This window comes from Clostridium oryzae, from assembly GCF_002029235.1.
GTDB lineage: Bacteria > Bacillota > Clostridia > Clostridiales > Clostridiaceae > Clostridium_AE > Clostridium_AE oryzae.
In genome coordinates, this window is the sequence record NZ_MZGV01000021.1 from 60,292 (window position 1) to 76,364 (window position 16,073).

Here is a 16,073-nt window from a genome sequence, read left to right on the forward strand (position 1 = left end):
AAATTCAAATTGCATTGTAGGATATTATTGTTAAGTTAATTTAATCTATTTGCTTTTTAAACATGCCTTTTGGTATTATATTAATTCATATTTTAAAATTAATCAATAAAACTAGCTAACTTATTGTTAGAATAAAGGTATTAGGAGTCTATTTTTCTCATTACTTGATGATATATGGATATTTATACTACATAATCTAAACTTTCCGCATAATTTTATTACTTTATAAACACACTAACATAGTTCAATATGATATAATTATCCCCTAAAATAACAACAGTTTTAACTAAAAAAATAAACGGAGAGATATTATGAAGAACAAAACAGAAAAGTACGGTATTTTTACAGCAGTTGCTATGATAGTCGGAGTATGTATTGGATCAGGTATATTTTTTAAAAGTGATAATGTACTTATCGCAACTGGCGGAAACATTCCTCTAGGAGCAGTGGTATTTACTCTCGGTGCTATAAGTATAATATTTGGAGGTTTGTGTCTTAGTCAACTAGCAGCCAGAACAGATGCTGCAGGAGGCGTAATAACTTATTTTGAAAAGTTTTGTGGAAAAAGGCTAGCTTGTGGTTTTGGGTGGTTTCAAATATTTATATATTTTCCTACACTAGTGGCCGTAGTCGCCTGGGTAGTAGTAATATATATAAGTATTTTGTTTAATCTTCATTTCACGCTTGGAACCCAAATATTTATTAGTTTCTTACTTTATTCATTATGTTTTCTTTACAATACACTATCAACAAAAATAGGGGCAATATTCCAAAACATCACAACCATAGTGAAGCTCATCCCCCTTGTGCTAATAGCAATTTTAGGTCTTTTATTCGGCAATCCATCAAAAGGATTTTCTGCTATTCCTCTATCTACATTACAAGGAGTTACCTGGCTATCCGCTGTAGGGCCTATAGCATTCTCCTATGACGGCTGGATAGTTTCTACTTCTATATCAAACGAAATAAAAAATTCAAAAAGAAATTTACCTATAGCACTTGTGTTTGCTCCTATTTTCATTCTAATAATATACGTTTCATACTTCATTGGGGTTACCTGCTACATAGGTCCTGAGAATGTTATTAATTTAGGTGACGCTCATGTTTCACTCGTAGCCACAAAATTATTTGGTACTGTTGGAGCAAAAGCCATATTAATATTTGTAATTATTTCCGTTATGGGAACACTAAATGGTTTAGTACTCGGATTCATACGTTTACCTTATTCACTATCACTAAAAGGTAAGCTGATTCCTTTTTCAGATGAGCTGAATATTGTGAATGAAAAATATGGTATATCTATAGCCTCTTCTATTTTTGCTTATTGTGTCTCAGTTGTATGGTCAATTGTTCACTATATTACAACTCAGTATAAGCTTTTACCTAATTCCGATATATCAGAAATCTCGATAGCAATAAGCTATATCTTTTATATATTTTTATATTATCAGGTTTACAAGCTATACCATAAAAAAGAAATAAGAAGCGCAGGTTCTGGCATTATAGTTCCAATTATGGCTACAATTGGTTCACTATTTATTTTATCAGGAGCACTTCAAAACAAATTATTTATATATTATGCTACTTTTTGCGCTATGGTATTTGCGGTATCCCTTATTTATTTCCATACAAATAATAAAACAAGTACCTATTAACTTTTGTTTCAGGCTAAAAAATCTCACAGCGCAGCTGATAAGTTCAAATTCAGCAGCTATGCTATGAGATTTTGGGTTATCCATTGATTTCATCCATTATCTTTTTAGCTATCTGTTCAACATTAATATTATCATCAACCTGCATTGCAATATTTTGAGCAAGTCCCTTAGCTGCTCCAGTTATATAAACTATTTCTGCAGTTTCTTCATCAATCTTTCTTACAACTCTAGCTATGTCGCCTTTTTTAACTTCAATAATATCACCTTTTGCAGTCTTTATCTTTCTATTTTGTTTAAACCTTATCTGTTGACCTAATTTTATCATAATACTATGAAAACCTCCTTGTTAATTACGTTAACATTAATTATATCGTCTTGTGAAGCTAATAATATTACTCATCTATATATTATCATCGTATATATTATAATAAAAGCCTGACTAAAATTTTTTAGTCAAGCTCTATAATTATATTTATAATTTAAAAATTGATACAAGTTCTGTTAATTTATCAAGTCGCTCTTTTGAAAGGTCTGTACTTTCAATTACCTGTTCTGATAGTCCATTTATAGATGCTGTATCCTGTGCTATATCAGTTGCTCCCACTGCACCCTCATTTGAAGCTGTTGCCACATGGTCTACAGTAAGCATTATATCATGTATAGATGCTAACAATTCCTCAGAAGTGGCACTAAAATCACTCACTAATTCCTCCACCATTTTAGCATCTCGTTTATATTGCTCTCCAGATTCAACAAATTCTCTATAATCAGTTACTACTTGTCTCTGAATAAAATTCATCATTTCTTCTGCACTATTTTTAAGATTTTCAACTGAAGTTAACACTAAATTGGAAATATCTTGTATCTCCATAGCTGTATTCTTTGAGTTCTCTGCAAGATCATTTATCTCATTAGCTACTACTGCAAAGCCTTTTCCGGCTTCCCCAGCTCTAGCAGCTTCAATTGAAGCATTGAGTGCCAACAAATTAGTTTGTGAAGTAATTTGAAGTATTTCTTCAGTAAGTGAGTCTATCTTTTCTACAGCTTTAACCTGATCTATTGCCTCTCTAAGTTTAATATCCAATCTTTGTCCTACATCTATTGCACTTCTGCTAGCTTCCTCTGCAACAGACTTAAGTTTAGATGCTCTTTCAAATATTTCTTTCGATGTATTTAAACCATCCTGCGCTTTATATGTAACATTTTCAACTGCATTTTTCACTTCAACAGCAGAAGCATTCATTTCCTCGGCAGAAGCAGCCATTTCTTCCATTCCAGCTGACAGTTCCTGAGTAGTAGCCGAAACATTGTTAATTTTTGTTCCCAAAGTGCTCATATCTTCTTTCACTATCTCAAAGGTATTAACAACCTCAATCGTCTCACTGTTAACTCTGCCTATAATATTTCTAAGAGATGCCTGCATCTGTGCCATAGATTGTACAATTCTTCCTATATCATCATGCATTTTAAAATACTTCTCATGAATTTCTTCACTCAAGTTACCATCAGCAATTAATTTGAGATGGTCTTCCGCATATTTAAGACCTTTAGTTACATAAGTCACAAAGGTACCTATGACTATCACTAAAATTAGTAATGCTAGAAATGCAACTACTAAAACAAATCTGAGTATTCCGTAATAATTCTTTAATATTTCTTTCTGTGGAATTTGACTTATTAGTGACCAATTTGTATCAGTGTTACTAATGCTTACAGGATAAGCCGCAAAGAGAAACTTTTGATTTGACTTTGACTTTATATACTCTGCTATTTTCTTACCGTTAGAAGTCTTATCAATAATATTTTTCCAGTACATACCCTGTTTTTTTGCATCAGTCATCACTAATTTTTTATCATTCCCATCAGCAATATAAACACCATTTTTAGATACTAAGGATGCATGTCCTCCCATTGGACGTATTTTTTCAATAGCAGCTTGAAGTATGTCAAGTTTATAATCTATGGATATTACTCCAATAAATTTACCAGCATCATTCAGCATCGGAGTTACTATAGAAGTCATAGCTACATTATTGCCATTTACTTTATATACTGTTGGTTCAGTCATAAATACCTTTTGAGTTTGTTTAGGAGTATTATACCAAGTCATGTCTGTTTCTGAGGTGTATGCTGCCTCTACATGAAACTTATCTCCATCCCTAGTTACATAAGGTATAAACATTCCCTTTTCACCATATTGTTTTGTATTAATATATTTATTATCCATACCATCAAATGCATTAGGTTCAAAAGCAATAGCTATACCATATATATTAGTATTCTGGCTTAGCAGATCTTTTTGTATGTTCACTAGCATCTTTCTATTCTGCAATCCGCTTTTTATCATGTTTTTCATGTTTTCATTAAGTACTTGTGCTATAGTTTCTACTCTTTCAAATTCAGAAGTAATCTTCTCTGCATTTGCCTTTGAGACTTCCTTAGCCATATTCTCTGCCTGGTTCATACTACTGCGGTAAATATTTAATAGTATAGTAGAAAAAATAGATATGAAAGCAAAAACAATGAGTAGTACCATTATTAATATTATTTTGCTTCTAAGACTTAGTTTTTTTAGCATTGGAACGCCCCCTTTTGTTCTTATTTCGACATAAAGCATTATCCTTTTTATTATATTATATATTATTTTTTTAATATAATAAACATTTTATTAAAAATAAATAGCTGTCACATCACTTTGTGACAGCTATTTCACCCTTAAGGAAATTATATATTTTCTATTCTTCAGCTAACCATACCTTCATCTGGTTTAACCCTCTGTTTCCCCATGTATAATAAGGCATAGCAGTTAATTCGTAAGACTGAGCAGATGGTCTTTGGTTAGAATAAAGACCATTCAATGAAGTCATTTTATATCCTGATACCTTAAGTATAGCTATTCCATTCAGCAAGTTTTTTTCAAATTTTTCTGTTATATTTGCATTTCTTGCAATTCTTAGTCTATTCAAATCCTGATCATTATCAATTCCTTCAAAGCAATAAACCAGTGGTCCGCGCTGAATTGCAGCACAGCCTATATCCTCTCTTACCGCAGTATTGGCATATACTTTATGAGGGGTCATATCTAAACATAGCTCTAGTAAATCGTTTTTATCAAAGCACTTCTCTATATACGCATATCCATCCTCAATTGTGCTGTTAATATCAATCTTTTCTCCATTAAAGAAAATGCAAGTATTTTTACTCCAATCTGGTATTCTTATAGCTAACCTTACTTTAGTTTTACCACTCTTAGGAATTACTCTATAGGCAACCTTCCCGTCATAAGGGAACCCTGTTTCAACTTTCACCTTGCAACCTTTAGTTGTCTCAAAATCTGCAGTCCCACCTATAAATAAATGTGAATATATTGTATCTTCTGACTCAGTCCAACAGTATTGTCCAAGCGATGTTATTAATCTTGCTACGTTAGGAGGACAGCAGGCGCAGCCAAACCACTTTGGTCGTTCAGGCAGTACATGTTTGTACCCAGTAATCTTCCCGTCATATTCAGGGTTAACTTCAAGCGGATTAACATAGAAGAATCTCTTTCCATCTAACTGCATGCCGGCAAGCACACAATTATACAAAGCTCTTTCCATGGTATCACCATACTTTGAATTGGGGGTTAACTGCAGCATTCTATGTGCAAAGAAAATCAATCCAATAGCTGCACAGGTTTCCGCATAAGCAGTATCATTAGGTAAATCATAATCAGCAGTGAATGCTTCTCCAACAGCCGCAGAACCTATAGCACCCGTAACATACATGCGCCTTTGCGTAATGCTTTGCCATAATTCCTCGCAGGCCTTCTTTAAACTTTCATCGCCAAAGGCAGCTATATCAGCCATGCCTGCATAAAGATAAACAGCTCTTACCGCATGGCCAACAGCATCTTTTTGTTCTCTTACCGGTGCATAATTTTGAGTATAGGTAGCTTCAAACGGATCTGAATTCCATATAGTCCAATCTCGTTTTTTTCTTTCCTCTACAAAAAAATTGGGCTCCGTCCCACGTTCATCTATGAAATATTCAGCTAACTCCATATATTTTTTGTCTTTAGTCAATGAATACAGCCTCATAAGCGCTAATTCAATCTCTGGATGTCCGGGGATTCCCCTTATCTTGTCCTTGCCAAATCTATCTATTATGTGATCAATCATACGCTTCATTACATTAAGCAGCTTATCCTTACCGGTAGCCTCATAATATGCTATGGCAGCTTCAAGCATATGTCCTGTGCAATATAATTCATGTCCTTCCTGCAGATTTTGCCATCTATGCTCAGGCTCTTTTATTATAAAGTAGGTATCTATATAACCATCAGGCTGCTGAGCCCTTTCTATAACATCGATAACTTCATCAATATCGCTTTCAAGTTTCTTATCTGCATGAAGCATTATTGAATATGCAGCAGCTTCAATCCATTTAGCAACATCACTATCCTGAAATACTTGTCCATAAAATTCTCCTTCAGCAGCTCCTGCTGCTATACGAAAATTTTCAATTGCATGACTTTTTTCTGCCCCTTCTACTCTATCATAGAGGATATCCTGTTGATAAGGAATAACAACCTCCGTCACTAATTTCTGATAGTTAGACCAAAAACCATCACTTATTCTGTAATCTCTGACCTTGATAGGTGTAATTTTTTCCATAAATCCATCTCCATTCTCATAATTTTAAATCGTACTGATATCGTTTTCTTAGAAACTAATAATAACATACATCACTTTCTAAGAGTTATATACCACTTTTTTAAGTGTAATAAAATAATAGAATAATGTAAATATTATTTCGTATGAAAAGGTAGCAAAAAGTAAGATGTTTACAAAAACAAATTAATTTAATTATTGGGGCAAATTTTTATTCTATATTTGGCACATGCTTATTGCATTTAAATTCTTGATATGCTAATTTATTATTGTTTATATTCCCATGTTATTCTTACAATAAACAAAAATTATACAGATAATAAACTTCAACTATTGGTTTACATAAACTGAATACCTCTGATCATTTTATATTTCAGCTCGTGTAAGTCAAATTGCGTAATGTTTATCTATGTACTTTGCATATCGAAAGTTTTTATAGAATGGGGGAAAAACTTATGCCTATAACCGTAAATGAAGCTTTGGAACTAGATATACTTGATGGATTTAAAGTTATAGCAGGTAAAAAAGGTCTTTCAAATAAAATATATCATGTAGCTGTTTGGGATTACGAAATTGGTAACTTAATAGCCGAAAATTTCAGTAGAGGCGATTTTGCATTAAGTACACTTGTTGCAATAAGGGATAATATTGATAAACTGTATGATAACGTAGAAATAATGATTAAAATTGGTATAAGCTGCCTGGCAATTAAAAATATCTACTTTGATTATATTCCTGATAATGTAATTGACCTTGCAAATAAAAACAATTTTCCTATTATGTTATTTAACAATACTTATACTGAAGACATAATCGTATACGTTAACAAAGCCATTGATGAAAAAAATGAATATGAAAACTTAGCTTCTAAGATAGATTATATCTTAAATAATAATCTTGATGAATTAAGCATAAAAAAAGTTGCTCATAAGATTAATATTCATTTTAAAGAAAAAAACATAGTAGCCTTCTGTAAGAAAAAAAGTATGAAATTAAAAGCAATAATAAACTTTTCTGGTAAAGAAGTGGATGAAATACTCAGTAAAGTGATTCCTTATAGAAATGGGTATATTGTTATTAATACTTTTCAAGATATAGATCAAAAAGATATTGAAAATGCTATTTTAAGACGGCTTAAATGGTGGGGTTTTAACGAAACAGAATATGTTATAGGAATAAGCAGTTTATATAATGACTTAGGTGATTTGAATAATTCTGTACAGGAAAGTTTGTATGCATTCAGATATTCCATGGCATATAAACGAAACATTTCGTTCTTTCACGAAATCGGCATAAGCAGAATACTGTTTCCTATGCTAGATAATCCATGGCTTTTAAAATATTACAAACAAATGATAGAACCTCTAATTGATTACGATAAAATTAATGAAACAGAACTACTGAAAACTGCTATAAAGTACGTTGAAAATAACGGAGATATAAAACTCACCGCTGAAGAATTATTTCAGCATGGCAATACAGTAAGGTACCGAATAGATAAAATCCAGAAAATTATATGTGAAAATTATAAAAGTCAGCACTTTTATGAAGAACTAGCTGTAGCAGTTAGAATATACACCTTGCTCGATGCTTCTTCGTAACTTTTACAAATAGATGCGTTATGCAATTTAAATTATTACAAATCGCAAATGTCCTCCAAAGGTGTATTATTATTCCTGTAAGAATAACAGTAACTAGGAGGATAAATTTGTGAAACATTTAAAGATTGCATATACAGCAGAGTCAAAAGAATATTTTTCGACTACAAGGGATTTGGTGTTGACTGAAAATACTGATTATTCAGACGTAGCTGCAGTCATATTAACTGATTCTAATATCAATTTAATTGATAATGTCTATGATACAAAGTTTGGTATCCCTATATTTGTAGTTTTGAAAAATTCCGACAAACTTGATAGTGAACTAACTAAAAAGATTTATCGTGTAATCGATAAAAACAATTTCGATTTAGGCCTATACAGCAGAGAAATAGAAACTGCTGCAAGTCAATATGAAAAGAATATGCTGCCTCCTTTCTTCGGCACATTAAGCAATTATGTAGAGAAAGGAAACTTACAATTTGATTGTCCTGGGCATCAAGGCGGACAATATTTCCGCAAACATCCAGCTGGCAGATACTTTTATGATTTTTACGGAGAAAATGTTTTCCGTTCGGATATCTGCAATGCTGATGTTGCATTGGGAGACTTACTGATACATGAAGGTCCCGCAATGGATGCTGAAAAACATGCTGCTAGAGTATACAATGCTGATAAAACCTATTTCGTAATGAATGGAACTAGTACTTCAAACACAGTAGCTATAAATGCAGTAGTTGCTCCTGGAGATTTAGTTCTATTTGATAGAAATAATCATAAATCGGTATACAATGCAGCATTAGTTCAATCAGGTGGTAATCCTGTATATCTTGAAACTTCTCGTAATCCTTTCGGATTTATTGGCGGTATCGATGCTCATTGCTTTGATGAAAGTTACTTAAGAGCTGAAATAGCCAAAGTTGCACCAGAAAAAGCCTCAGATAAAAGACCTTTTAGATTAGCTGTAATCCAGCTTGGAACTTATGACGGAACTATCTATAATGCTAGACAGGTAGTTGATAAAATTGGACATCTATGTGACTACATTTTATTCGACTCAGCTTGGGTTGGATATGAGCAGTTTATTCCTATGATGAGAGATTGTTCTCCTCTTCTGCTTGATTTGAACGAAAACGACCCAGGAATATTAGTAACTCAATCCATACATAAACAACAGGCAGGATTCTCTCAAACTTCACAAATTCACAAAAAAGATAGGCATATAAAAGGTCAAAAACGTTATGTTGACCATAAGCGTTTTAATAATTCATATATGATGTATGCTTCAACCAGCCCATTTTATCCTTTATTCGCAGCATTAGATGTAAATGCGAAAATGCAGGAGGGCGAAGCCGGTAAGCGCCTATGGCATGAATGCGTAAAACTTGGTATTGAAGCTAGAAAATCCGTATTAAAGAATTGCTCCATGTTCAGACCATTTATTCCACCAATCGTAAACGGCAAAAAATGGGAAGACTATGATACTGAAGAAATTGCAAGCAGTATAGAGTTCTTCAAATTTGTACCTGGCGAAAAATGGCATTCTTTTGAAGGCTATGGAGAAAACCAATATTTTGTTGATCCAAATAAGTTTATGCTTACAACACCAGGAATTGATGTAGAAACTGGAGAGTATATGGATTTTGGTATTCCTGCTACTATTCTTGCAAACTATTTAAGAGAACACGGAATCATTCCAGAAAAGAATGATTTAAATTCTATACTATTCCTAATGACACCTGCTGAAACATCAACAAAGATGGAAAATCTAGTAGCTTTACTTGTTCAATTTGAACACCTTGTTAAAGAGGATGCCCCATTGAGTACAGTGCTTCCTAGCATATATTCAAACAATATAGAAAGATATAGAAACTATACAATAAGAACCCTCTGTCAGGAAATGCACAATTTTTATAAAAACAATAATGCTAAAGACTATCAGAAAAAATTGTTTAGAGCTGATTATTTCCCTGAAAGAGCTGTTATTGCTGAAGATGTTAACAATACAGCAGCAAATGAAGTTGCTGCTGAAGTAGAAAATAAAAATTCAATTAATACAGCTAAAAAAGTATTTACTGCGCAAGAAGCTAGATGGGCATTAGTAAGAAATGAAGGTAAACTAGTACCTTTAGATAATATCGTTGGAGAAATTGCGTTAGAAGGTGCTCTTCCATATCCACCAGGAGTCTTCTGTGTTGCACCGGGTGAAAGATGGAGTGAAGTAGCTCAAAGATATTTCTTAATTTTACAAGATGGTATTAATGAATTTCCAGGCTTTGCACCAGAAATTCAAGGAGTATACCTAGAAAAAGAAAATAATCGCGTTAGAGCTTATGGATTTGTATTAGACAAATAAAATTAGCCAAAGTAAAACAACATATAATGCACTAAATTCTTACATTTTGTCTTATTAATATATACCATTTTACAAAAGAAAAACTCCGAAATGTTTTAAAGACAAAATGTACTAGAATTAGTGCTTTATATAATTTTAACAAAGGAGTAGTTAATTATGAGCAATGAAAAAAACAAGATGAATGTAGTTCAACTTACAATAATAACTGCAATAAATATGATGGGTTCTGGAATAATAATGCTTCCTACGAATTTAGCTCAAGTTGGAACTATGTCAATTCTCTCATGGCTAGTTACAGCAGTTGGATCAATGTCCTTAGCTTATGCCTTTGCTAAATGCGGTATGTTTAGTAGAAACTCTGCTGGTATGGGTGGATATGCAGAATATTCTTTTGGCAAAGCCGGAAGTTTCATGGCAAATTATACATACGGCGTATCGCTTATAATAGCTAATGTAGCAATTGCAATTTCAGCTGTAGGTTATGCCTCTGTACTTTTAGGTAAAGAACTTTCACCAATAGAAGTAGGACTATTTACAATCTTTACTTTATGGCTTGCGACTGTATTAAATTTTAGAGGTGCAAGAGTTACTGGAAGAATAAGTTCCTTTACTGTATGGGGTGCAATTATACCTGTATTAGCTATTTGTATATTCGGATGGTTCTGGTTCAGCGGTAAATTATATGTTAGTTCCTGGAATCCTAATCATTATCCTTTCTTTACTGCTGTAGGAAAATCAATTTCTATAACACTATGGGCCTTCTTAGGTCTGGAATCAGCGTCAGCAAATATGGATGCAGTTGAAAATCCAAAAAGAAATGTTCCTATCGCTTGTTTAGGAGGTACTATCGGCACTGCAATTATATATATTGTTTCAACAAATGTTATGGCTGGTATTGTTCCTAATGCTGGATTATTACATTCCAATGCACCTTTTGGATTAGCCTTTGCAACTATGTTTAATCCAACTATAGGAAAAATTGTCATGGGATTAATGGTTATCTCTTGCTTCGGTTCTCTATTGGGATGGCAGTTTACTATAGCTGAAGTATTTAAGACTTCAGCACTTGCAGGATACTTCCCTAAGATTTTCGGTAAAGTATCAAAGACTGAAACTCCGCTTCTTGGAATGATTGTTATTACAATTCTTCAAAGTTTACTTGCATTAATGACAATTAGTCCAAGCTTATCAAAGCAATTTAATGTATTAGTTAACTTAGCCGTAGTTACAAATGTTATTCCTTATCTACTATCAATGGCATCGGTAAGCGTTATGCAGAAATCCGAAAATGCCCCTGTTAATAAAATGAGGATAACTAATTTTATTGCATTGGTAGGTTCAGTGTATAGTCTATATGCTCTCTATACATCAGGTTCCCAAGCATTGATGTATGGATCTATAGCTACTTTTATCGGGTGGACACTATACGGTTTTGTTTCTCATCGTTTTGATTTAAAGAAATCTGATAATATTGAAAAGCTAGTGTAATTTTCAATTAATATAAAGTTAATGATAAAAACCATAACAGGTAGAATGCCCGTTATGGTTTTTATTTTAGAATATTGTTGCTGATCAGAAAGTATAGTTAATTGTAATATTATTATGTGCAATAATTATATTATTATTCCATTAATTATTAAATATTGAGTCTATAGATGTTTTATTGGAATTAATAACATTTGGATAAATTGATGCTTAAACAAATACCAGCAGATGAAGTGCATTTAAAACCTGCGCTTCTTAAAAAATAGGATAACGAAATCAAGGACAAATATAACCGGAAAATAATCCTTCAAAAAAACAGGTCGGCAGAAGTTACTTTTTCAATTAACTGCACTATTAAAATACAAATCGAACCTCATATGTAAAAATAATCAAATAAATTCTTGAATCTTTTTTATTTTATGTATATATTAAAGACGAAAATCCTTTTTTATCTGGAAATTCATCTTTTATTTCTCTTACTATTTTAAGCTTCAATAATTGTCTTCCCTACATTGCTTTGCTAATCTTGTTCATTTTTTATTTAAAAACGAAAAATTAAACATTTTCATTACCTCTTTATAACGTTTTTTTATAATATTATAGCATAGTTTTTAATGATTACATTAACTAACTCATTTTCAAAAAACAAAAACCAGTAGAATCCTCGATTCTACTGGTTTTCTACTGGCAGGGGTACAGCGACTCGAACGCTGAACCTACGGTTTTGAAGTTCTCTGTATCGCTTTCCTGCGTGCAAACCCTCTTAATTCAATGATTTAAAGCCGTTTCTGTTCTAACAAATGTAACGGTTGTAATAAAAGTATAACATACAGTCAACTTACAGTAAACCAACAGAAATATTTACCATATACTGTCTTTCACTCCAAGATACTTTTGTATAATTAAACTGGTCTTTTCTTTAATATTCTTATATCCATCTCATGTTTACCAACTGCTTCAGTTAATACCTCAATGCTGTCTTTAATTCCATTAAGTTCTTTTGTTGTGTTAGTCAATGCTGTTTCTATTAAATCTGACTTCTCTTGTATTAAAAGGTCAGCCTTATCAAAGGCTCTTTCATTTTGTTCTCTATGCGCAACATGCAATTCTGCTAATGATTTAATATTTCCTCTAACCTCTTCAAGTATTAAAGTATTCTTATCAATTTTGCCTTCTACTCTGTCAAGTCTATCACTTAATGGTTTTAATTCATCTTTTAATAGTTCCTTTAATGCTTTTAACAGTTCTGTATCCAATATTCTCACCTTCTTATACTTTTATTACCGCCAAATATAGAAACATTATAGCATACCTTAAATTAAAATAATACATTATCATATCTTTTAATTTCTCATAACATTATTACCATATATACGATCTTCTGTGTTCTGCTAAATTTTATTATTATCTCTCCAATTTATTGAGCAGCTTGGTAATCGCAACTTGTAGCTTGACTTGTGCCGCCGTAAAGAGTGTTTTGTCCCAATGGTGTTAGTATAATATTGTAGACACAGAAAGCCAAACACTTTAAAATAAAGAAAAGAGAAGGAAGTGTTAAAATGGCAAGAGGTCAAAAACAATATACAGAAGAATTCAAAAATACAATAGTAGAACTTTATAACGCTGGAAAGAGCTTATCAGAGTTAAGCAGTGAATATGCCCTATCAAAATCCACAATAACTGGATGGATAAAGAAGAATAAACCTGTAGCTGTTGATAAAGGTACAACCATAACTGCAGCAGACTATCAAGCTTTAATAAAAAGGACTAAGCAGCTTGAAGAAGAGAATGAAATATTAAAAAAAGCCATGGGCATATTCGCAAGGAAGTAACTAATGTATTTGAATTCATAGCTAAAACCCAAAAATATCATGATATTAAGCTTATGTGTAAGGTTTTAAAGGTGTCTAGAAGCTCATATTATAAAAACTTACATAAAAAGCCTAGTCATAGAGCAATAGAAAATGCAAAGATAGAAGAAAAAATTATAGATATCCACAAGGACAGTAAAAATCGTTATGGAGCAGTTAAGATAAACGAAGCTTTAAAATCCTTAGGGATAAATATTAGTATAAAGAAAACCCAACGATTAATGAAAAAGCTGGGGATAAAATCTATAATAGTAAAAAAGTATAGACCTACTTCATCTAAAAAGAAAATAGAAGCACAAGAAAACGTTTTAAAAAGAGATTTTAGTACTACTACAATCAATGAGAAGTAGGTAACAGATATGACCTATATTCACACGATCAAAGACGGCTGGTGTTATTTAGCCTCAGTTATGGATCTATATAGTAGAAAAATAGTTGGTTATGCTATGTCTAGGACTATTGATACAACTCTTGCCTTGCAGGCCGTAAAAAACGCTATTAAGCTTCAGAAGCCAACTAAGCAGCTTATTCTACACAGTGACTTAGGTTGTCAGTATACAAGTTCCGCTTTTAAAGAATACATAGATAGTACTAAAATAATTAAACATTCCTTTAGCGGTAAAGGCTGTCCTTATGACAATGCTTGTATAGAGTCTTTTCATGCTTCTCTAAAAAAGGAAGAAGTGCACCTCGTTAATTACTTTGATTATGATACAGCAAGACTAGCAATATTTGAATATATAGAAGCCTGGTACAGTAGAAAAAGAATACATGGAAGTATTGGTTACATATCTCCTCAAAAATGTGAAGATTTAGCTAGAAAAATTGCATAAAAAGTTCAACTTTTTGTGTCTAAGATATTGACTTAGATCCAATCATTCTGCTTTCTACTGGATTTAGTTTATCAAAGTTATTCTCAAAAATATAGACGGAGATTTTTTTACGGTTACCATATGCGCAAATACATATTTATATAATAAAAAATATAAAGAATTGCTTATCAAGCATTACAATGAGACACGTACGGATAATAAATAAAAATTAATTTACACAGGAAAGCACTTAATTAATAAATGTTTTCCTGTACAAATTACATGTCAAATCCGACAGGAAAGTTTAACATACTTTTATATAATAATAAAAGTCACTATCATATCTATCCTTAATAATAGCAAAATAAAAATATATAATCAGCTAACATGAGTCTTGCAGAGCTAAAAACGTGTTATGAGCCACCTAACGCGGTTTTGATCCTGTAAGGTATACTTTATCACCTACTTCATTCATGATACTAATATATGTGTTTATATTATTCCTCTTAGTTTCTGTTAGGTTCTCTAATTTATTAGTAAGAATTCTCAGCGAGTTTAACTCTGCAATCAATACTTTAAAATTACTCAGTACCTCGGAGGTGAAAATTTTGGCAGGTACAAGCTACGCAAAATCTAATCAACCGGCATCTACTCATATATGTGCCACATAAAACAAAAGTTCATTTTTTGATTATTAATCCAATCTATTATTGAACTCACTATGAGCCGGCGATGTTCAAAAACATTAGTGATACTTCAGGTGCTAAATAACATCACTATATTTTCATAACGCATTAATAAGCTTTCTTATGTAAAATCCTTTATATACTAAATAATATATAATTTGAATTGAGAAATATGCCAATCCTATTATTATGCTGTATTCAGCAGAAAGAATTCCCTTTCCAGATTCGATCGGAAGGCAGTAACAAAAAAATGCTGATAATAGAATACTAAACATTACAGGTAGTATAAATATAATTAATAACTCATATGATATGTTTTTTGAAACCTCCCTTTCTTGAATTCCTATTTTATTTATCTTTTTATATTTAATTTTTTCAGCATCAAATTCAGTTAATAGTTTAAAGTGAAGCATGATTAATTGTGACACAAAAAATAATATGCCTACAAAGCAACATAGAAATAGTAAAAATGAAGCTGATTTTATTTGCATATTATAATCACTAATTTTGGAAGAACACATGGATGAATAATCAATTTCTGTAGAACTTTTTAAATCTCTGAAGGAATGTACTTTATTATATTGCTTTAACTCCACATTAAGATTTTGATATATTTTATTTGTTTTTCGCCAATTGGGGAAGTTTAACAACCTAATTTTCCCAACATTGGAATAAACGGTACTTAATTTAACATTTTGATAATCATCCTTATTTAGTATAAACATACTCGAATATTCTAATTCATTCAGCCGATTAAAAAGTACTTTTATTACTTTGCCTTGACTAGTAATTCTGCGATAGCCTTTACCTATAGGTATATTTAAATTACTAGGATCTTGAATATTATGTTCATATCCATCATCTTGTACCACTTGATTAAGTGAAATGAAATGATCCTTTTTAACGTGGTATTTACATCCTAAGGTCATATTTAAATTCTTATCAGATAGGTATACGA

At 32.0% G+C, this 16,073-nt stretch carries 9 protein-coding genes and 1 pseudogene; 5 read left to right on the forward strand and 5 right to left on the reverse strand.

Annotated features, from left to right (window positions below):
- Positions 1 to 311: 311 nt before the first annotated feature.
- Positions 312 to 1,655: an APC family permease gene (locus CLORY_RS11210; protein WP_079424353.1), complete on the forward strand. Its 1,344-nt coding sequence runs from the start codon at positions 312 to 314 to the stop codon at positions 1,653 to 1,655.
- A gap of 76 nt (positions 1,656 to 1,731) precedes the next feature.
- Here the strand turns inward: CLORY_RS11210 and CLORY_RS11215 are convergent, their stop codons facing one another.
- The 3 genes from CLORY_RS11215 to CLORY_RS11225 form a co-directional block, all read right to left on the reverse strand.
- A complete protein-coding gene (locus CLORY_RS11215; RefSeq protein WP_079424355.1) occupies positions 1,732 to 1,980 on the reverse strand; it encodes a hypothetical protein in 249 nt (82 codons plus the stop codon).
- Positions 1,981 to 2,127: 147 nt separating this feature from the next.
- Positions 2,128 to 4,233, reverse strand: a complete 2,106-nt coding sequence (locus CLORY_RS11220; RefSeq protein ID WP_169911597.1) for a methyl-accepting chemotaxis protein — start codon at positions 4,231 to 4,233, stop codon at positions 2,128 to 2,130.
- A gap of 157 nt (positions 4,234 to 4,390) precedes the next feature.
- On the reverse strand, positions 4,391 to 6,310 hold the full coding sequence (locus CLORY_RS11225) for a glycoside hydrolase family 127 protein (protein WP_079424358.1): 1,920 nt from the start codon (positions 6,308 to 6,310) through the stop codon (positions 4,391 to 4,393).
- 452 nt (positions 6,311 to 6,762) lie between these two features.
- Between CLORY_RS11225 and CLORY_RS11230 the strand changes: the two genes are divergently transcribed.
- The 3 genes from CLORY_RS11230 to potE all read left to right on the forward strand — a co-directional run bounded on the left by CLORY_RS11230 (position 6,763) and on the right by potE (position 11,749).
- Positions 6,763 to 7,908: a PucR family transcriptional regulator gene (locus CLORY_RS11230; RefSeq protein WP_169911598.1), complete on the forward strand. Its 1,146-nt coding sequence runs from the start codon at positions 6,763 to 6,765 to the stop codon at positions 7,906 to 7,908.
- Positions 7,909 to 8,017: 109 nt separating this feature from the next.
- Positions 8,018 to 10,261 carry an ornithine decarboxylase gene (locus CLORY_RS11235; RefSeq protein WP_079424362.1) on the forward strand — a complete coding sequence of 748 codons (2,244 nt, stop codon included), beginning with the start codon at positions 8,018 to 8,020 and terminating at the stop codon, positions 10,259 to 10,261.
- 156 nt (positions 10,262 to 10,417) lie between these two features.
- A complete protein-coding gene (gene potE / locus CLORY_RS11240) occupies positions 10,418 to 11,749 on the forward strand; it encodes a putrescine-ornithine antiporter (RefSeq protein WP_079424364.1) in 1,332 nt (443 codons plus the stop codon).
- 899 nt (positions 11,750 to 12,648) lie between these two features.
- Here potE and CLORY_RS11245 read toward each other — a convergent pair.
- Positions 12,649 to 13,002, reverse strand: coding sequence for a hypothetical protein (locus CLORY_RS11245; RefSeq protein WP_079424366.1), 354 nt, complete (start codon positions 13,000 to 13,002; stop codon positions 12,649 to 12,651).
- A 303-nt stretch (positions 13,003 to 13,305) separates the two neighbouring features.
- Between CLORY_RS11245 and CLORY_RS23050 the strand changes: the two are divergent.
- Positions 13,306 to 14,450, forward strand: a pseudogene (locus CLORY_RS23050) (IS3 family transposase).
- Between the two features lie 763 nt (positions 14,451 to 15,213).
- Here CLORY_RS23050 and CLORY_RS23280 read toward each other — a convergent pair.
- On the reverse strand, positions 15,214 to 16,073 hold an 860-nt coding region (locus CLORY_RS23280; RefSeq protein WP_169911599.1), incomplete at its 5' end, for a hypothetical protein.

What these genes read in the sequence shown, in the direction of transcription:
- potE (WP_079424364.1), top strand. Translation starts at nt 10,418, where the DNA reads ATGAGCAATGAAAAAAACAAGATGAATGTAGTTCAACTTACAATAATA.
- CLORY_RS11230 (WP_169911598.1), top strand. Translation starts at nt 6,763, where the DNA reads ATGCCTATAACCGTAAATGAAGCTTTGGAACTAGATATACTTGATGGA.
- CLORY_RS11215 (WP_079424355.1), bottom strand. Translation starts at nt 1,980, where the DNA reads ATGATAAAATTAGGTCAACAGATAAGGTTTAAACAAAATAGAAAGATA.
- CLORY_RS11210 (WP_079424353.1), top strand. Translation starts at nt 312, where the DNA reads ATGAAGAACAAAACAGAAAAGTACGGTATTTTTACAGCAGTTGCTATG.
- CLORY_RS11220 (WP_169911597.1), bottom strand. Translation starts at nt 4,233, where the DNA reads ATGCTAAAAAAACTAAGTCTTAGAAGCAAAATAATATTAATAATGGTA.
- CLORY_RS11225 (WP_079424358.1), bottom strand. Translation starts at nt 6,310, where the DNA reads ATGGAAAAAATTACACCTATCAAGGTCAGAGATTACAGAATAAGTGAT.